This window comes from Lysobacter niastensis, from assembly GCF_031457115.1.
Taxonomy (GTDB): domain Bacteria; phylum Pseudomonadota; class Gammaproteobacteria; order Xanthomonadales; family Xanthomonadaceae; genus Lysobacter_J; species Lysobacter_J niastensis_A.
In genome coordinates this window covers 297,626-315,000 of record NZ_JAVDVY010000001.1, presented here as the reverse complement: position 1 = coordinate 315,000, position 17,375 = coordinate 297,626, and the positions used below count along the sequence as shown (strand labels likewise).

Genomic DNA, 17,375 nt, shown 5'->3' with positions numbered 1-17,375 from the left:
CGACCACCTCGCCATCGACGCGCACCGCGCGCTCCTTGAGCTTGCGGTTGGCCTCGGAATTGCTTGGCGTCAGGCCCGCTGCCGTCAGTAGCGCCGCAATGCGCAGGCCATCGGAAGGCACTGCGACATCGGTCAGGGGCAACGACGCGATATCGCCCTCGCCGCGCACAGCGGCATTCCAACCTGCGACGGCCTGGTCCGCCGCTTCGTCGCCGTGGAAACGCGCCGCCAACTCACGCGCCAGGCGCAACTTCAGGTCGCGCGGATTGAGCTGGCCCGCATCGATATCGCGGCGCAGCGTCTCGACCTCACTCAGCGTGATCTCGAAGCTCAACAGCTCGATCCAGCGCCACATCAACACGTCGTCGATCTTCATCGTCTTGGTGACCATGTCGATCGCGGGCTCATTGATGCCGATGTAGTTGCCCAGCGACTTGGACATCTTGTTGACGCCGTCCAGGCCTTCCAGCAGCGGCATCGTCAGCACGATCTGCGGCGGCTGGCCGTAGTGCTCCTGCAGGCCACGACCCATCAGCAGGTTGAACTTCTGGTCTGTGCCGCCCAGCTCCACGTCGGCCTTCAGCGCCACCGAGTCATAGCCCTGCACCAGGGGGTACAGGAACTCGTGGATCGCGATGGATTGCTGGGCGGCGTAGCGCTTGGAGAAATCATCGCGCTCGAGCATGCGCGCCACGGTGTGCTGCGCGGCCAGCTTGATCATGTCGGCGGCCGCCATCTGCCCGAACCACTCGGAATTGAAGCGCACTTCGGTGCGCTCCTTGTCCAGCACCTTGAACACCTGGTCGGCGTAGGTCTGGGCATTGGCCAGCACGTCCTCGCGGGTCAGCGGCTTGCGGGTGACGTTCTTGCCGGTGGGGTCGCCGATCATCCCGGTGAAGTCCCCGATCAGGAAGATCACCTGGTGCCCCAGGTCCTGGAACTGCCGCATTTTGTTGAGCAGCACGGTGTGGCCCAGGTGCAGGTCCGGGGCGGTCGGATCGAAGCCGGCCTTGATGCGCAGGGGCCGGCCGAGCTTCAGGCGGGCCTCCAGTTCGTCGCGCTTGAGGATCTCGTCGGCGCCGCGACCGATCAAGTCGAGGGCCTGTTGTGCGTTCGGGTCACGTTGAGGGGACAAGGTGGGGACTCGCTGAAGGGGGACGGCCGCGGATTTGCGACCGCGAACGTGAATAAAGTTAAAGCCCGGTTAAGAGGCGCCAAAGCTAAAAACCCTATTCATCTCAAGGGTTTGACGCGCACTGCTGCGATGACTATGTTAGCGCCGCTACGCGCGCTTCACATCTTCGCGCGGGGGATTTACGCAATGACTCGACCCGAGCAGGTTTCCGGACCCGCACAAGCCCGCCGTGAGCGCCTGAACGCATTGCGTGAAGCCGCCCTGCACCGCCCGGTGCTGGCACGCCATTTGTCCGACGGCTTCAACGGCCGCTGGTCGCGCCGCCAATGGGTCCAGGCCAGCCTGTTCGCGACGATCGGCATGCTGGTCCTGGCCATCGTGCCCGGTTTCGAGACGCCATTGCTACAGAAGCCGGCGATGCATGCCACGCGCCATTCGATGGCGCTGACGTTGCCGCCGCTGCCGATTGCGCGTCTGAAAGGCGCCAGCGGCGACAGCTGGCAGCTCGTACGCGTCAGCCGCGGGCAGACACTGGGCTCGTTGTTCGAGCAACTCGATATTCCCGCATCGACGATGCACGCGATCCTCGACCATCCCGGCGCCAAGGCTTCGCTGACCCGCCTCAAGCCCGGTACCGAACTGGCATTCGACCTTCCCGTGGACGGCCAGTTGCGCACGTTCCGCTACGACCGCGACGACAGCCACCGCATCGAGTTGAGCCTCAACGGCGACCAGGTCACCGAGAAAGTGATCGTGCGTCCGACCGACACTCGCACGGTCGTGATCAGCGGCGAAGTCGGCTCCTCACTGTTCCGTTCGGCGCGAAAACTGGGGCTGACCGGCTCCAACATCAACACGCTGACCGACGACATCTTCAAGTACGACATCGATTTCAACGAGGATGTCGGCTCCCGCGATCGCTTCAGCGTCGTGGTCGAGCAGACCTGGCGCGAGGGTGAGCTGATCAAGACCGGTCCGGTGCTGGCGGCGACCTTCACCACCGGCGGCAAGCTGCATACCGGCTTCCGCTTCGAGCGCAACGGCAAAGCCGAGTACTTCACCGGCGACGGCCGTCCGCTGAAGAAGAGCTTCATCCGCATGCCGATCCCGTATGCGCGCCTGACTTCCAGCTTCGGCACGCGCCGCCATCCGGTCCTGGGCCGGGTGCGCATGCACAAGGGAGTGGACTACGGCGCTTCGACCGGCACGCCGATCATGGCCGCCGGCGACGCCCGCGTGGCCTCGGTCGGCTGGCAGGGCGGCTACGGTCGCGCGGTGGTGCTCGACCACGGTCGCGGCTACACCACGCTGTACGGCCACATGTCCCGGTTCGGCAAGATCCGCCAGGGCCAGCGCATTCCGCAGGGCACGGTGATCGGCTACGTCGGCAGCACCGGGCTGGCCACCGGCCCGCACCTGCACTACGAATTCCGAGTCAACGGCGTGCATCGCAATCCGCTGTCGATCACGATGCCGCCGCCGGAGCCGCTCAGCGGCGTCGCGCTGGCGCAGTTCCGCGCGCAGACCAGCGTCGCGCTGGCGCGCATCCAGGAAGTGGAAAACATCATCTACGCCGACGCCGGCCCGATTCCGGCCAAGCTCGAGGCGAAGAAGGCATCCGGCAAGCCGCGCAGGCAGAAGGCCTGACGTGCCAGCCAACGCCGCAGGTCCGGCCGCGGCCGGCCTGTTCGTCGGGTTGATGTCCGGCACCAGCGCCGATGGCATCGATGCCGCGCTGGTGCGGTTCGACGATTCCGTTACCCATCCCCACTGCGAACTCCTGCTCGGCCGCACCTACCCGTGGCCGGACGAAGTGCGGGTGCGCCTGGTCGAACTGGGCCAGGGCGCCGACGCGCGTTCGCTTGAAGAACTGGGCTCGCTCGATGTGCAGGCCGCCATGGCCTTCGCCGAGGCAGCGCGCGCCGTGATTGCCGAGGCCGGCTGCGATGCAGCCCAGGTCCGCGCCATCGGCTCCCATGGCCAGACCGTGCGCCACCGCCCCGAAGGCGCGCGCTACGACGGGCAACATCCCTTCACCTGGCAGATCGGGGACGGAAATGTCGTCGCCGAGCACTCCGGCATTGTCACGGTGGCCGACTTCCGCCGCCGCGACGTCGCCGCCGGTGGCCATGGTGCGCCGCTGATGCCGGCATTCCACGCCGCCATGCTGCATTCGGCGGACGAGGACCGCGCGGTACTCAACCTCGGCGGCATCGCCAATTTCACGCTGTTGCCGGCGCACGGCGACGTGCGCGGGTTCGATACCGGCCCGGCGAACGCGCTGATGGATGCCTGGTGCGCGCGGCACCGGGGCGCGCCGTTCGATGCGGGTGGTGCCTTTGCCGCCAGCGGCCAGATCGATGCGGAGCTGTTGCTACGACTGCTGGAAGAACCCTGGTTCATGCTGCCTCCGCCGAAGAGCACCGGCCGCGAACAGTTCCAGTTGGACTGGGTGCAGGCACGACTGCGCGGCGGCGAGAAGCCCGAGGACGTGCAGGCCACGCTGCTGGAGCTGAGTGCCGCGACCGTCGCCGATGCCCTGCGTGCGCACCAGCCGCGCACGCGACGCGTGATCGTCTGCGGCGGCGGCGTGCGCAACGAGCGCCTGCTCGCGCGCATTGCCGCGCAATTGCCCGATGTCGTGGTCGAGACGAGCGCGGTCTATGGCTTGGATCCGGATTTCGTCGAAGCCATGGGTTTTGCCTGGCTGGCCCGGCAGACCCTGGCCGGCCTGCCCGGCAACCTGCCCAGCGTGACCGGCGCGCGTGGTCCGCGCGTGCTCGGCGCGGTCTATCCCGCCGGCTGACCCTTGTCGTCGCCGATGTAGGCGAGCAGGTCCAGGTCGAATTGGCTGCGAGCCTCTGTGCCGGCCTTTCCTGACGGTTCAACGCGGCCGATCATCGCGAAGCCCGGGTCGCTTGGAACGCCCTCCAGCGCCGCGATCGCTTCCTGCAAGGCGCGGGAGTCGCTGTCGTCGAAGCGCGCCGCCATACGGCTCTCGCAAGCGAACAGCCCGTGTTCCAGCAGGTGCATCAGGCAATCCTGCAGACTCCAGCTACGCGCGTTGGCGACGCGGCGTATCCGCTCCAGCAGCACCGGATCGATGTCGTGCAGCACGATGTCCGTCATTTCGGCACCCTTCGTGAAGCCCCTGCCCGCGATATTAGCCTCTAACCGCTCCGGCAACAGGGTCGCCGTCCGGCTTCCGCATTGCCAGTACCAGGCACAGCAGCAGCGCCGGCAGGCCGATCAGGGCAGTGCCGACAAAGAACAGCGAGTACGCCTCGAGCAGGCCACGCCCGGCCTCCAGGTGCTCGATGGTCGCGCCGGAGAAACCCTTTAGCACCTTGCCCGGCAGCGCGTAGAACGAACTGAGCAGCGCGTACTGGGTGGCGGTATAGCCGGCACTGATGAGGCTGGACATGTAGGCGATCAGGGCCACGCCGGCGAAACCGCTGCAGAAATTGTCGATCGCCATCACCGCCGTGAACACACCCGCATCCGCGCCATGCAGCGCCAGGTACGAGAAGGCCAGGTTCGAGCCCGGGCCCAGCACCGCACCGGCCAGCAGAGTGGCGAATGCGCCGAAGCGCATGGCGCTCAGGCCCGCGGCGGCGATGCCGAGGATCGTCGCCACCAGGCCGAACGTGCCACGCACGTAGCCGACGGTCTCCTTGTCGATGCCCAGGTCGGCATAGAACGGGTTGGCCATCGGCCCGAGCACGAAGTCGGGCAGGCGATACAGGCTGATCGCCAGCAGCATGATCAGCGCCCAACGGCCGTGCTGACGGAAGAACGCGGCGAACGGCTCGATCACCGCATCGCGGGTGCGCAGCACGGGCCGCGCCAGCGGCCGCGACCACGTGGCCTCGGCCACCGGCCCAGTCGGCCACCGCGTCAGCCACCACAGCAACAGCGGCGGCAGCGCTAGCCATGGGGCATTCGTCCAGCTCACGGACAGGTCGTCGCGGATACCAACCATCAGCGCATAGACCAGCCACGCCACGCCGATCACGCCGGCCAGCAGCCAGCGCACCACCATCGCGTCGGACACGCCCAGTGGGCCGTGGTCGGCAACGACCGCGACCGGCGCTGCCTGCGGCTTCGGCTCGCGCGCCGCCAACGCAGCAACCACGCCGACCCCGAGCAGTGCTGCCATCACCTCGTACGACATCGACCAGCCGATGTGCGCGGCGAAGATCAGGATCAGCGAATCGGTTACCAGCAACGCGGCGCGGTATCCCAGCGCCGAGGTCGAGGTCAGCAGGCCCTGCTGCTCGCTGTTGTCGGCGCTTTCGATGCGCCAGGCGTCGATGACGATGTCCTGCGTGGCCGAGGCAACGGCGACCACCAGCGCCAGTGCGCCGAACACGAGCAACTGGTCGAGGACGACGCCGGCCAGCACCAGCTGGCCTTCGCGCGGCTGCACCAGCGCCATGCCGACCAGCGCGGCAGCGGCCACCAGTTGCGAAAGCAGCATCCAGCCGCGACGCCGGCCCAGCCAGCGTCCGAACAGCGGCGCATTGGTCTTGTCGACCAGCGGCGCCCACAGGAATTTCAGCGAATAGGCCAGACCCACCCACGAAAGGAAGCCGATCGTCGACAGCTCGATCGCGTTCTCGCGCATCCAGTAGCCGAGCGTGTTGCCTACGAGGTAGATCGGTATGCCCGAGCTGAACCCGAGCAGCAGCATCACCAGCACCTTGGGCTGGCGCAGGTTGGCCATCACCAGTCGCCAGCCGGATTGCGAGGGCTTCACGGGCGCCTCGGGCTGCGTGGTGGCCGCGGCTTCAGAGGTCATAGTCGACGGTGAACGGTGCGTGGTCGGAAAAACGCGGCTCGCGATGGATCGAGCATGCCTGCAGCCGTTCACGCAGGGTCGGCGTCACGATCTGGTAGTCGATGCGCCACCCGACGTTGTTGGCGCGGGCGGCGCCACGATTGCTCCACCAGGTGTAGTCCTGGCCTTCGGTGTGCAGCGCGCGATAGGCATCGATCCAGCCGGTGTCGTCCACGCACAGGCCGTTGAGCCACTCGCGCTCGGGCGGGAGGCAGCCGGAGTTCTTCTGGTTGCTGGTCCAGTTCTTGATGTCCAGGCGCGAACGCACGATGTTCCAGTCGCCGCACAACACGTAGTCGCGGCCGCTAGCCAGCCAGCCCTCGAGTACCGGCTTGAGCCAGTCCATCACCTCGAACTTGAAACCCTGGCGCAGCTCGCCGGAGGAGCCGGAGGGGATGTAGAACGACACCACGCTGAGGTTGCCGAAACGCGCCTCGATATAGCGGCCTTCGTCGTCGAACGGCGCCCAACCCAGCTCGGTGCGCACCTCATCGGGCTCGCGGCGGCTGTAGATCGCCACGCCGCTGTAGCCCTTCTTGGTGCTGGCGTCCTTGAACCAGGCGCGATATCCCTCCGGTCTGTACGCAGCGTCACCGAGTTGGTGTTCCTGGGCCTTGGTCTCCTGCAGGCACAGCACGTCAGCGCCCTGTCCACGGAACCACTCGAAGAACCCCTTGTTGGCGGCCGAGCGCAGGCCGTTGGCGTTGAAGCTGATGATGCGCATGCGCACTCCACGGAATCTGCCGCCGATCATAGCCCGGACGCGCAGGCCAGGCCCTATCATTCCGGCCATGCCGGCCGCCGTCCCTTCCATCCGTGTAGCGTGCGTCCAGGACGCTGCGGTCGTGCACGCCGTGCACGCCTTGCGAGTGGCCGATGACCAGTATCGCTACGTCGGCGATACCGCGTTCAATGTCGACGACAGCCTGCGCGATGCGATGAGCGAAGCGATGGCGGTGTTCGCCGACGAGGCTGTGGTCGGCTTCTATCGCCTGGATTTCTCACCCGGGTCCGTCGCCGCGCGCGAGTTGCCGGAACCCAGCGTCGGGCTGCGCGCCTTCGTCATCGACTGCGCCCATCAGGGGCGCGGCTATGGCGCCGCCGCGCTCACGGCCGCCTGTGCCGACCTGCGACAACGCCACCCGCAGCGCCGGTTGCTGGCGTTGACCGTCAACTGCGCCAACCATGCCGCTATCGCCCTGTACCTGAAGGCCGGCTTCGTCGACACCGGCGAGATCTACCAGGGCGGGAGTTCCGGCCCCCAACACTTCATGCTGTATCGCCTGCAACCGCGGCCCCCACTCTGAAAAGACCCCGATGAACGATCACCGCTCCCGCTTCCTGCAACTGGCCCTGGGCGCCGATGCCCTGCGCTTCGGACAGTTCACCCTCAAGTCCGGCCGACTGAGCCCTTATTTCTTCAATGCCGGTCGCTTCGATTCCGGTGCGACCCTGGCCGAGTTGGCGCGTTGCTACGCCGATGCGATCGATGCTCACGGGGTCGACTTCGACCTGCTGTTCGGTCCGGCCTACAAGGGCATCCCGTTGGCCACTGCGCTTGCCTGCGAATACGCCAGCCGCGGTCGCGACCTGCCGCTGGCGTTCAACCGCAAGGAAGCCAAGGCACACGGCGAGGGCGGCACGTTGATCGGTGCGCCCCTGCAGGGACGCCGCGTGCTGATCGTCGATGACGTCATCACCGCCGGCACGGCGATCCGCGAGGCGCTGTCCATCATCGGCGCGGCCGGTGGCGCGGTCGCCGGCATCGTAATTGCGCTGGACCGGCAGGAAGCGGTCGACCCGGCCATTTCCCGACGCTCTGCGGCACAAACCGTCGCGGCCGAACACGGTTTGCCGGTGATCGCGGTGGCCACGTTGGGCGACCTGCTGGCGTTTGCCGGCGACCAGGTCGAATTGACGGCGCAACGCGAGCAACTGCTGGCCTATCGCGACGCCTACGGCAGTCAGGCCTGAGCGCGCTTTCCAAGAGTCGGGAGCCGCATCGACCCGCTCGTAACCTCGGGTCGGGTAAGTCATAAGGGAACGACTGCGATAGTGTGGCCCGACTCTTGCTAGAGCATTCCCGATAGACGTGATGACCTTGATTACTCCTGGCGAAATTGCTCCTGGCGGAATGAGATGAAGCAGAACCCGATTCGACTGACCGGCGCCGTGCTGCTTGCACTCGCACCGCTGCTGGCCTCGGCGCAGGGCGCGCCGGCCGGTGGCAAGAAGCTGTATTGCTGGAACGAGAACGGGCGCCGGGTCTGCGGCGACTCGTTGCCGGCCACCGAGGTCAACCGCGCGCGCACCGAGATCAGCGCCAAGAGCGGGCTCGCCACCGGCCAGGTGGAGCGCGCGCTCACCCCGGAAGAACGGGCCGCCGCCGCCGCCCAGGCCGAGGCCGAACGGCAGAAGGCAGCCGCGGCCGAGGTGCTCGCCCGCCGCGATTACGCCATGGTCGAGTCCTACGCCACCGAGGGCGACCTGCGACGCGCGTTCGAGGAGCGCATCCTGCTGCTCGATGAAACAGTGAAGTCCTCGCAGTTGGGCATCAGCGGCCTGCGCCAGAGCCTGATGAGCCTGCTGCGCCAGGCCGGCGAGGCGGAGCTGGCCGCCAAACCGGTGAAACCGACCCTGGCCGACAACATCCGCCTCCAGCATGCGGAACTGATGCGGCAGCAGGGCCTGCTTGCGCAGCAGCAGAAGGATCGCAGCGAAATCGAGGGCGAGTTCAATATGGCACTTGAGCGCTACCGGGCCCTCAAGAAGCCAGTCGTCGCGCCCGGCGGCAATAGCTAGCGCACGCGTTTACCCCGGACAAAAAAAACGCCTCCATCCGGAGGCGTTTTTTCTTGATCAGAACGGCAGTACGAGGTCTGGCTTCAGCGCCAGCAACTGGGTGCGGAAGTCGGCCTTGATCCGTTCCAGCGCCTGCTTCGAATCGGCATCGAAGCGCAGCACCAGCACCGGCGTGGTGTTGGACGCGCGCACCAGGCCCCAGCCGTCCGGCCAGTCCACGCGCAGGCCGTCGATCGTCGACAGGCGCGCGCCCTCGAATCGGGCCGCGTTGCGGAAGGTCTCGACAAACGTATGAGGGTCGCCGTCGGGCGCCGCGACCTTGATCTCCGGCGTCGAGAAGCCGTCGGGCAGCGCCGCCAGCGTCTCGCTGGCCGACTGCGGCCGGCTGGCGAGGATCTCGAGCAGCCGCGCTGCGGCGTAGATGCCGTCGTCGAAGCCGTACCAGCGCTCCTTGAAGAAGAAGTGGCCGCTCATCTCGCCGGCCAGTTCGGCGTCGGTTTCGCGCATCTTGGACTTGATCAGCGAATGGCCGGTCTTCCACATCAGCGGGCTGCCGCCATGGCGCAGGATGTGGCCCGGCAGGCGTCCGGTGCACTTCACGTCGAAGATGATCTGCGCGCCCGGGTTGCGGTCGAGCACGTCCGCCGCGAACAGCATCAGCAGGCGGTCGGGGAAGATGTTCTGGCCATCGCGGGTGACCACGCCCAGGCGGTCACCGTCGCCGTCGAAGGCGATGCCCAGGTCGGCATCCAGACGCTGCACCATCTTGATCAGGTCGGCGAGGTTGTGCGGTTCGCTCGGGTCCGGATGGTGGTTTGGGAACGTGCCGTCGATCTCGCAGTACAACGGCGTGACCTCGGCTCCGATCGCGGTGAGCACGCGCGGTCCGAGGTCGCCGGCCACGCCGTTGCCGGCGTCGACGACCACGCGCAGCGGTTGGTCGATCTGCACGTCGGAGGCGATGCGCTGGACGTAGTCCTCGGAAATGTCGCGCATCTGCAGGCTGCCTAGCGTGTCGGCCGTGTGCAGGCGGCCGCCGGCGATGCGGTCGTAGAGATCGGTGATGGTCTCGCCCGACAGCGTTTCGCCCCCGACGACGATCTTGAAGCCGTTGTAGTCGGGCGGATTGTGGCTGCCGGTGACCGACACGCACGACCCCGCGCGCAACAGATAGGCGCCGTAATAGGTCAGTGGCGTCGGCGCCAGGCCGATGTCGATGACGTTGCGGCCGGCCTTGCGCAAGCCGGCGATCAGGCCCTCGGTCAGGCTCGGGCCCGACAGGCGTCCGTCGCGGCCGACGATGATGTCGGTCAAGCCGACCTCGTGCATCAGCGAGCCGATCGCATGGCCGATCTGGACCGCCACGCCCACGTCGAGCGACTGCCCGACCACGCCGCGGATGTCGTACGCGCGGAAGATGCCGCGGTCGATCGTGACCTCGCCGGATGCGTCCGCCGCCTTGCCTGCGGCCGGCTCCAGCTTCGGCAGCGGCGGGATATCGGCCACGGTCACGGCTTCGGCGAGGGTCGGTGCCGCGTCGTCCGCTTCGCTCGCGCTGGCGCGCAGGCGCTTGGGCAGGCGCCATGCCGCCAATGCCACCAACACAAACAGGCCCGAGGCAAGGAAGCAAGCCAGCGCACCCAAGCCCAGCGGCCCGCCCGCTACATCGGGAACCGCGGCAGCCACGCGCAGGTCGCTATCGGGAATTTTGGCGGCCAGTGCTTCGGCACCGCCGGCCAGGCCGGCGTCGCCGCGCTCCAGGACGGTCGCACCACCCTGGCGAAGGGCGACATAGCTGTCGTCCGCAATCTGGGCCTGCTCGAGACCGGTACTGATGCGTTGCAGCGGCAACAGGACATAGGCGACGCCGACGAGTTGTTCGCCCACCTTGGCCGGTGCCGCCACCGCCAGTTGCGCCGCGCCCTTGTCCTTCACCACCCACGCCACCGGCTTTCCGGCGGCGATCGCCGCTTCGGCTGCCGCGAGCCGGCCGTAACCGCCTTGCGGCAACTGGCCGTATTCGCCCGCGAGGTCGGGAGCCAGGACCTGCGCCTGCTTCGCCAAGGGCCAGCCCTCGGCCAGGAGCTTGCCGGCCGTGACCAGGTCGCCGCCCACGAGCGACTCCTGCATGGCCGGCGTCGCCAGGCGCTCCTGCATGCGCTTGTATTCGGTCTTCAGCGCCGCCGCCGCCGATTGCGCGGCGGTATCGCGGGCCTGTTGCACGGCATTGCGCCGGGATTCGTCGCTGTGCTGCTGCCAGCCGCTCCAGGCCAGCCATGCCGCCACCAGTCCACTGGCCACGGCCACCACCGGCAACAGTTGCTTCAGCGAGGCGTGCAGCTGGGCACGCCCGGGATTCGTTTCGGACATCGTATTTCCCCTGTCAGCGCACGCCGGTATGGCCGAAACCGCCGGCTCCGCGTGCGCTTGTTTCGAATTCTTCCACCACCTGCAACGTCGCACGCACGATCGGCAATACGACCAGCTGCGCGATGCGGTCCCCGGGTTGCATCGTAAAAGCCTCGCGGCCGCGGTTCCATACGCTGATCAGCAGCGGCCCCTGGTAATCGGCGTCGATCAGCCCGGTGCCGTTGCCCAGCACGATCCCGTGCTTATGGCCCAAACCCGAGCGAGGCAGGATCACCGCGCACATGGTCGGGTCGCCGACGTGGATTGCCAAGCCCGATGGAACCAGGGCGGTATCGCCCGGTTGCAGCGTCAGGGCTTCGTCCAGCGCCGCGCGCAGGTCGAGGCCGGCGCTGGCTTGGGTGGCGTAGGTGGGCAACGGCCATTCATCGCCGAAGCGTGGATCCAGCAGTTTGAGTTCGAGGGTATGGTTCATTCGGTCAGGCGTTGGGCAATCAGGTCCAGCAGGGCGTCGGCCAGTTGCGTCTTCGCAGCCGGGCCGAGCGCGTGCACCGCGCCGTCGGCGGCATAGACGGTCAGTGCGTTGTCGTCGCTTTCGAAACCGGTGCCGGCCATGCCGACGCGGTTGGCCGCGATCAGGTCGAGCCGTTTCTTTTCCAGCTTGCCGCGCGCATAGGCTTCGACGTGGTCGGTTTCGGCGGCGAAGCCGACCACGATGCGTGGCCGGTGCGGGTGGTCGGCCACATCGGCCAGGATGTCGCGCGTGCGCACCAGCGTCAGCGTCATCGAGTCCTGGCCGGCCTGTTTCTTGATCTTGCTCGATGCGGCCTGGGCCGGCGCGAAGTCGGCCACCGCGGCCGCCCCGATGTAGGCATCGGCCGGCAGCGCCGCCAGCACCGCCTCGTGCATCTGCGCGGCCGAACGCACGTCGACGCGCTGCACGTCGGCCGGCGTCGGCAGCGACACCGGTCCGGCCACCAGCACGACCTGTGCGCCGCGCCGCGCCGCCGCGCCGGCAATGGCAAAGCCCATCTTGCCGCTGCTGCGGTTGCCGATGAAACGCACCGGATCGATGTCTTCGTAAGTGGGACCGGCGCTGACCACCAGGCGCAGGCCGGACAGCGATGCGGACGTGCTCATGCGAATGCCTTCGCCAGCGCGCTGACGATCTCGTGCGGTTCGCTCATCCGGCCCGGGCCGGTTTCGCCCTCGGCCAGCGGCCCGTCGTTGGGTCCGACCACGTCGACGCCGCGCGAGCGCAGCGTGGCGATGTTGGCCTGCGTGGCCGGATGCAGCCACATGCGATGGTTCATCGCCGGCGCAATGGTGATCGGCGCCGTGGTGGCCAGGCACAGTGTGGTGACCAGGTCGTCGGCGAAACCGTGCGCCAGGCGGGCGAGCGTGTTGGCCGTGGCCGGCGCGATCACGATGCGATCGGCCCAGCGCGCCAGTTCGATATGCCCCATGGCCGCTTCGGCGGCGGCATCCCACAGCGACGTGCGCACCGGCCGCCCGGACAACGCCTGGAACGTCGGTGTGCCGACGAAGCGCTGGGCGTTTTCGGTCATCGCCACGGTGACCTCGGCGCCGGCGTCGCGAAGGCGACGCACCAGCTCCGCCGCCTTGTACGCGGCGATGCCCCCGCATACGCAGAGCAGCAGGTGCTTCCCGCGCAATGTACTGCTGGCTTCGACCATCGCCCTGGAGAAATCCTTACCACGGAATCGGCGCCTAGCTTACCCGATGGCACTTAACCCTCCTGAAGCCCGTGAGCTTCGCGGGGGGTTCAATGGACCTGGGCGCGTTGCCGCACCGCGAAGCGGCACGACGCGCCCGTCCCTCCTAATCCATGACCCGCCCCCATGCACATCCGCGACTGGCCCACCGATGAGCGCCCCCGGGAAAAACTGCTGGCTCGCGGCGCCGGGGCGCTGACCGATGCCGAACTGCTGGCAATCTTCCTCGGCTCGGGTTTGCGGGGGCGCGATGCGGTCGCCACCGCGCGCGAACTGCTGACCGGGCATGGCCCGCTACGCAACCTGCTCGAACGCACACCGGCGCAACTGGTGCAACTGCCGGGCCTGGGTCCGGCGCGCGCCTGCGTACTGGCTGCTGCGCTGGAGCTGGGCCAGCGCCTGCTCTGCGCCGAACTCGAGCGCGGCGCGGCACTGAGCGATCCGCAGGCCGCGGGGCGCTACTTCGCCCAGCGTTTGCGTGGTCGTCAGCAGGAAGTGTTCGCGGCGCTGTTCCTGGATGTGCGCCATCGCGCGCTGGCGTTCGAGGAACTGTTCCAGGGCACGATCGACGGCGCCGAAGTGCACCCGCGCGAGGTGGTGCGGCGCGCGCTCGCCCACAATGCCGCTGCGGTCATCGTCGGCCACAACCACCCCAGCGGAAACCCGGAACCCAGTGCCGCCGATCGGGCCGTGACCGCTCGCCTGAAGCAGGCGCTGGCGCTGGTCGACCTGCGCCTGCTCGACCATTTCGTGATCGGGGACGGCCTGCCAACGTCAATGGCGGCGCGGGGCTGGGTGTGAACAGGAGGCGCGGCCACGGCCCGCATCGCATTAGGTGAAGCCGGGGCGAGCCCGTAAAATGCGCGGTCCCGCAACACCCCGCAGAATCCCCGTGAAAGCCAATCTCCGCGCGCTCGTCGCGCAGGCCATCGATGCATTGCGCGCCGCCGGCACCCTGCCGGCCGACCTGGTCACGCCCGAGTTCGTCATCGAGCGCCCCAAGACCCGCGCCCAGGGCGATTTCTCCACCAACGCTGCGATGCTGCTGGCCAAGGCCGCCAAGTCCAACCCGCGCGCGATCGCGCAGGCACTGGTCGCCGCGCTGCCGGCCAACGACGACATCGCCCAGGTCGAGATCGCCGGCCCCGGCTTCATCAACTTCCACGTCCACGAAAGCGCCTGGCGCCGGCAGATCGGCGAGGTGTTCGCGCAGGGCGCGAGCTACGGCCGCAATGAATCGGGCAAGGGCCATCGCGCCGGCGTCGAGTTCGTATCGGCCAATCCAACCGGACCGCTGCACGTCGGCCACGGCCGTGCCGCCGTGATCGGCGATTGCATCGCCCGCGTGCTGGTCGCCAACGGCTGGGACGTGGCGCGCGAGTTCTACTACAACGACGCCGGCGCGCAGATCAACAACCTCGCCATCTCGGTGCAGGCGCGCGCGCAGGGCAAGGGTCCGGACGATGCCGGCTGGCCCGAGGACGGCTACCGCGGCGACTACATCAGGGACGTCGCCCAAGCCTACCTGGATGGCGCCAGCGTCGAGATCGAAGGCCACACCGTGGTGGGCGCGGGGGACCCGAACGATCTCGATGCGATCCGCCAGTTCGCCGTGGCCTACCTGCGCCGCGAGCAGAACCTGGACCTGGCCGCCTACGGCGTCGGCTTCGACGTGTATTTCCTCGAGTCGTCGCTGTATACCGACGGCAAGGTCGAGGAAACCGTGCGCGAACTGGTCAAGCACGGCCACACCTACGAGGAAGGCGGTGCGCTGTGGCTGCGCACGACCGACTTCTGTGACGACAAGGACCGCGTGATGCGCAAGTCCGACGGCACCTACACCTACTTCCTGCCCGACGTCGCCTACCACCTGTCCAAGTGGCAGCGCGGCTACGAGCGCGCGATCACCGAGCTCGGCGCCGACCACCATGGCAGCCTCAACCGCGTGCGCGCCGGTTTGCAGGCGCTGGATTGCGGCATCCCGCAGGGCTGGCCCGAGTACGTGCTGCACCAGATGGTCACCGTCATGCGTGGCGGCGAGGAAGTGAAGCTCTCCAAGCGTGCCGGCAGCTACGTGACGCTGCGCGACCTGGTGGACGAAGTCGGTCGCGACGCGACGCGCTGGTTCCTGATCGCGCGCAAGCCCGATTCGCAGCTGACCTTCGACATCGACTTCGCCCGCAGCCAGTCGCTCGACAACCCGGTCTACTACGTGCAGGTCTCGCACGCCCGCATGTGCGGACTGCTGCGCCAGCTCAAGGAACGCGGCCTGAGCTACGACCAGGCCGACGGCCTGGCGCAGCCGCTGGACCTGGACGACGACGCCGCACGCGAACTGGTGACGACGCTGCTGCGCTACCCCGACGTGGTCGAGATGGCCGGGCGCGATCTGGAGCCGCACCAGATCGCCGTCTACCTGCTCGAACTGGCGCAGACCTTCCAGACGTACTACAACGATCACCAGTTCCTGGTCGACGACGCCACCACCCGCCACGCGCGCCTGGTGCTGGCGATGGCGACCAAACAGGTATTGGCGAACGGACTTGAATTACTGGGCGTCAGCGCCCCCGAGGTGATGTAAGTGGCAGCAAAGCGCGGAAAGTCGCAAGCAAAGCGCAACAATGGCAACAGCGGCGCCCTCCCCGGCTGGGCCTGGATGGTGCTCGGCATCCTGCTCGCGGTGGTCGTGATCCTGGTCGCCCCGAAGTACCTCAAGTCCGACGGCGACGGTTTCTTCCGTCCGCAGCCCAACCCCGACGCGCAGCCAGCGCCCGTGGCCAGCGGTGACGATGAGGGCGTGGTGTCCGACGAGTCGGCGGGCGACGACAAGGCGCCGGCCAGGAAGGGCAACGACACCGCTGCCACTAAGAAGGACACCGATTACGACTTCTACACGCTGCTGCCGGGCAAGGAAGTGCCGATGAGCGACGCCGAGCTCGCCGCCAGCGAGCGGGCCGAGGCGCGCCAGGCCCAGGCAGCCAAGCCGCAGCCAGCGCCGGAGAAGCCGGCGGTCGAGAAGGACACGGCCGCAACCCTGCCCAAGCCGGTCGACGCCGCGGTTGGCGCGAGCACGGAGCCCGCTTCGGCTTCGTCTGCAACAGCGAATGCGCCGACCACCGAGACCACCCCGGCCAAGGCAAGCCCCGACGCCCCGACCGCCACGGCTGCGGCTCCCGCCGACGACAGCACCCGCTACCTGCTGCAGGCTGGTGCGTTCCAGGCCTCGGGCCAGGCCGAGGAAATGAAGGCGAAGATCGCCATGCTCGGCCTCGGCGCGCGCGTGGAATCGGCCAGCATCGGCGGCAAGACCGTCTACCGGGTGCGCATGGGGCCCTATGGCACCGCCAGCGATCTGGCCGATGCCAAGCGCAAGCTTTCAAGTGGCGGCTTGGCGGCGATGGCGATCAAGGTCAAGTAGCCTTCGTTGTTCGGTGAAAATACCAACCGGCGACTCCAACGAGCCGCCGGTTTTTTTTGCCGCCACGTCGTGGCTACGATCTGCCGGGTGCCAACGATTCAAAGGATTGAGAATGGTCTTTGCGAAAGCGCTTTGGCTATCGATGCTCGGAGCAGGCCTACTCGGCTCGCAGCCTTCCTTGGAAACACAAGCGACGGCCGATCCCGTCCTGAGCAAAGCGATCGCCTTCGCCAAGGAGAAGGCGTTCAAAGCCCCCTCCGTTGATTGGCCAGCGGTCGAGGCTGAGGCCACGGCCAAGTGGCTGGCTGCTCCCGGAGAGGACGGGCGCACCGCCGCGATCCGGCATGTGCTGGGTGCGCTCAAGGACGGTCATTCGAGCTATCGCCCGCCCGACACATACAAGTCTGATCCGGGCGCCATGCGCCATTCGCCTGCGGAGCCCATTGCGCGAGCCGATGTTGCCGAGGGCCGATTCGGCCGACTGGTGATCAACGGTTGGTCAGGAGATAGCAGTCAAGTTCCCGCAGCCACCGCCCTCGTACGCAACGAGCTTCGCAAGGCGATGTCGATCGGCTCCTGCGGTCTGATCGTGGATGTCGCGACCAATTCGGGTGGAAACATGTGGCCGATGATGGGAGGGCTGGCGCCGCTCTACGAAGAAGGCACGCTGGAGACGTTTGAAGGCCGCGACGGCACGATCATCGTCAATGTCCGCAATGGCTTGCTGCGGAAGAACGACCATGTTTACCCACTGGTGGAGGCGCTGCCGAAGCTCGACGCAAAACCGAAATTCGTCGCGATCATTATTGGCAGAAAGACCGCCAGCTCCGGCGAGATTCTCGCCTTGGGATTCAAGCACCAGGCAAACGCCCGATCCTTTGGCCGGGCGACCGCCGGAGCCACCACGGCCAACTCGTCGATACGCCTCCCCAACGGAGGGCTGCTGGCCATCACCAGCTCCCGCATCCGGGACAGAGCGGGTGCCGTTCAACACGGCCCCCTCGTCCCCGACGAACTCTCAGAGCAGCCGTTGCATGCCGCACAGGATTGGTTGGCGGAACGATGCGAGTGATCCGA

General features: G+C 67.5%; 14 protein-coding genes and 2 pseudogenes (1 of these 16 cut by a window edge). 9 read left to right on the top strand and 7 right to left on the bottom strand.

Going from position 1 to position 17,375, the window contains the following annotated elements; translation table 11 throughout:
* Window positions 1-1,135: the 5' portion of a tyrosine--tRNA ligase gene (gene tyrS, locus J2X06_RS01525; RefSeq protein ID WP_310057349.1), read on the bottom strand. The gene continues 92 nt to the left of window position 1, outside the view; only the first 1,135 of its 1,227 coding nucleotides appear in the window; it begins with the start codon at window positions 1,133-1,135; its stop codon lies beyond the left edge, outside the window.
* Window positions 1,136-1,321: 186 nt separating this feature from the next.
* On the opposite strand from tyrS, the gene J2X06_RS01520 reads away from it, so the two are divergent.
* Window positions 1,322-2,782 (top strand): M23 family metallopeptidase, encoded by a 1,461-nt coding sequence (locus J2X06_RS01520; protein ID WP_310057346.1) that lies wholly within the window; start codon window positions 1,322-1,324, stop codon window positions 2,780-2,782.
* A 52-nt stretch (window positions 2,783-2,834) separates the two neighbouring features.
* The gene (locus J2X06_RS01515; protein WP_310061147.1) at window positions 2,835-3,941 is read left to right on the top strand and encodes an anhydro-N-acetylmuramic acid kinase; all 1,107 of its coding nucleotides are present in this window, start codon (window positions 2,835-2,837) and stop codon (window positions 3,939-3,941) included.
* Window positions 3,942-4,051: 110 nt separating this feature from the next.
* On the opposite strand, the pseudogene J2X06_RS01510 reads toward J2X06_RS01515, so the two are convergent.
* From J2X06_RS01510 to J2X06_RS01500, 3 genes and pseudogenes are all read right to left on the bottom strand, one after another.
* Window positions 4,052-4,264: pseudogene (locus J2X06_RS01510) on the bottom strand (hypothetical protein); the annotation flags it as partial.
* 34 nt (window positions 4,265-4,298) lie between these two features.
* Window positions 4,299-5,861 carry an AmpG family muropeptide MFS transporter gene (locus J2X06_RS01505; protein ID WP_310061145.1) on the bottom strand — a complete coding sequence of 521 codons (1,563 nt, stop codon included), beginning with the start codon at window positions 5,859-5,861 and terminating at the stop codon, window positions 4,299-4,301.
* 64 nt (window positions 5,862-5,925) lie between these two features.
* A complete protein-coding gene (locus tag J2X06_RS01500; RefSeq protein ID WP_310057343.1) occupies window positions 5,926-6,699 on the bottom strand; it encodes an exodeoxyribonuclease III in 774 nt (257 codons plus the stop codon).
* 121 nt (window positions 6,700-6,820) lie between these two features.
* Between J2X06_RS01500 and J2X06_RS01495 the strand changes: the two genes are divergently transcribed.
* From J2X06_RS01495 to J2X06_RS01485, 3 genes are all read left to right on the top strand, one after another.
* Window positions 6,821-7,282 (top strand): GNAT family N-acetyltransferase, encoded by a 462-nt coding sequence (locus J2X06_RS01495; RefSeq protein ID WP_310057340.1) that lies wholly within the window; start codon window positions 6,821-6,823, stop codon window positions 7,280-7,282.
* 10 nt (window positions 7,283-7,292) lie between these two features.
* Complete coding sequence (gene pyrE / locus J2X06_RS01490) at window positions 7,293-7,949, top strand: orotate phosphoribosyltransferase (protein WP_310057337.1); 657 nt, start codon at window positions 7,293-7,295, stop codon at window positions 7,947-7,949.
* A gap of 165 nt (window positions 7,950-8,114) precedes the next feature.
* Window positions 8,115-8,777: a hypothetical protein gene (locus J2X06_RS01485; protein ID WP_310057335.1), complete on the top strand. Its 663-nt coding sequence runs from the start codon at window positions 8,115-8,117 to the stop codon at window positions 8,775-8,777.
* Window positions 8,778-8,834: 57 nt separating this feature from the next.
* On the opposite strand, the gene J2X06_RS01480 is transcribed toward J2X06_RS01485, so the two are convergent.
* From J2X06_RS01480 to coaBC, 3 genes and pseudogenes are all read right to left on the bottom strand, one after another.
* Window positions 8,835-11,147: a phosphomannomutase/phosphoglucomutase gene (locus tag J2X06_RS01480; RefSeq protein ID WP_310057333.1), complete on the bottom strand. Its 2,313-nt coding sequence runs from the start codon at window positions 11,145-11,147 to the stop codon at window positions 8,835-8,837.
* Between the two features lie 13 nt (window positions 11,148-11,160).
* Window positions 11,161-11,619 (bottom strand): dUTP diphosphatase, encoded by a 459-nt coding sequence (gene dut / locus J2X06_RS01475; protein ID WP_310057330.1) that lies wholly within the window; start codon window positions 11,617-11,619, stop codon window positions 11,161-11,163.
* Window positions 11,616-12,841, bottom strand: a pseudogene (coaBC, locus tag J2X06_RS01470) (bifunctional phosphopantothenoylcysteine decarboxylase/phosphopantothenate--cysteine ligase CoaBC). The gene dut and the pseudogene coaBC overlap by 4 nt, the downstream one beginning before the upstream one ends.
* Window positions 12,842-13,006: 165 nt before the next feature.
* On the opposite strand from coaBC, the gene radC reads away from it, so the two are divergent.
* The 4 genes from radC (at window position 13,007) to J2X06_RS01450 (ending at window position 17,370) form a co-directional block, all read left to right on the top strand.
* Window positions 13,007-13,681, top strand: a complete 675-nt coding sequence (gene radC / locus J2X06_RS01465; protein ID WP_310057328.1) for a RadC family protein — start codon at window positions 13,007-13,009, stop codon at window positions 13,679-13,681.
* Between the two features lie 91 nt (window positions 13,682-13,772).
* Entirely contained in the window at window positions 13,773-15,461 is a 1,689-nt protein-coding gene (gene argS / locus J2X06_RS01460; protein ID WP_310057326.1) for an arginine--tRNA ligase, read from the top strand.
* Window positions 15,462-16,298 carry an SPOR domain-containing protein gene (locus tag J2X06_RS01455; RefSeq protein ID WP_310057324.1) on the top strand — a complete coding sequence of 279 codons (837 nt, stop codon included), beginning with the start codon at window positions 15,462-15,464 and terminating at the stop codon, window positions 16,296-16,298.
* Window positions 16,299-16,410: 112 nt separating this feature from the next.
* On the top strand, window positions 16,411-17,370 hold the full coding sequence (locus J2X06_RS01450) for a S41 family peptidase (protein WP_310057321.1): 960 nt from the start codon (window positions 16,411-16,413) through the stop codon (window positions 17,368-17,370).
* Window positions 17,371-17,375 lie beyond the last annotated feature (5 nt).

Coding starts and splice junctions, on each gene's coding strand:
- J2X06_RS01515 (WP_310061147.1), top strand. CDS start 2,835: ATGTCCGGCACCAGCGCCGATGGCATCGATGCCGCGCTGGTGCGGTTC.
- dut (WP_310057330.1), bottom strand. CDS start 11,619: ATGAACCATACCCTCGAACTCAAACTGCTGGATCCACGCTTCGGCGAT.
- radC (WP_310057328.1), top strand. CDS start 13,007: ATGCACATCCGCGACTGGCCCACCGATGAGCGCCCCCGGGAAAAACTG.
- J2X06_RS01505 (WP_310061145.1), bottom strand. CDS start 5,861: ATGGCCAACCTGCGCCAGCCCAAGGTGCTGGTGATGCTGCTGCTCGGG.
- pyrE (WP_310057337.1), top strand. CDS start 7,293: ATGAACGATCACCGCTCCCGCTTCCTGCAACTGGCCCTGGGCGCCGAT.
- J2X06_RS01500 (WP_310057343.1), bottom strand. CDS start 6,699: ATGCGCATCATCAGCTTCAACGCCAACGGCCTGCGCTCGGCCGCCAAC.
- J2X06_RS01480 (WP_310057333.1), bottom strand. CDS start 11,147: ATGTCCGAAACGAATCCCGGGCGTGCCCAGCTGCACGCCTCGCTGAAG.
- J2X06_RS01485 (WP_310057335.1), top strand. CDS start 8,115: ATGAAGCAGAACCCGATTCGACTGACCGGCGCCGTGCTGCTTGCACTC.
- J2X06_RS01520 (WP_310057346.1), top strand. CDS start 1,322: ATGACTCGACCCGAGCAGGTTTCCGGACCCGCACAAGCCCGCCGTGAG.
- J2X06_RS01450 (WP_310057321.1), top strand. CDS start 16,411: ATGGTCTTTGCGAAAGCGCTTTGGCTATCGATGCTCGGAGCAGGCCTA.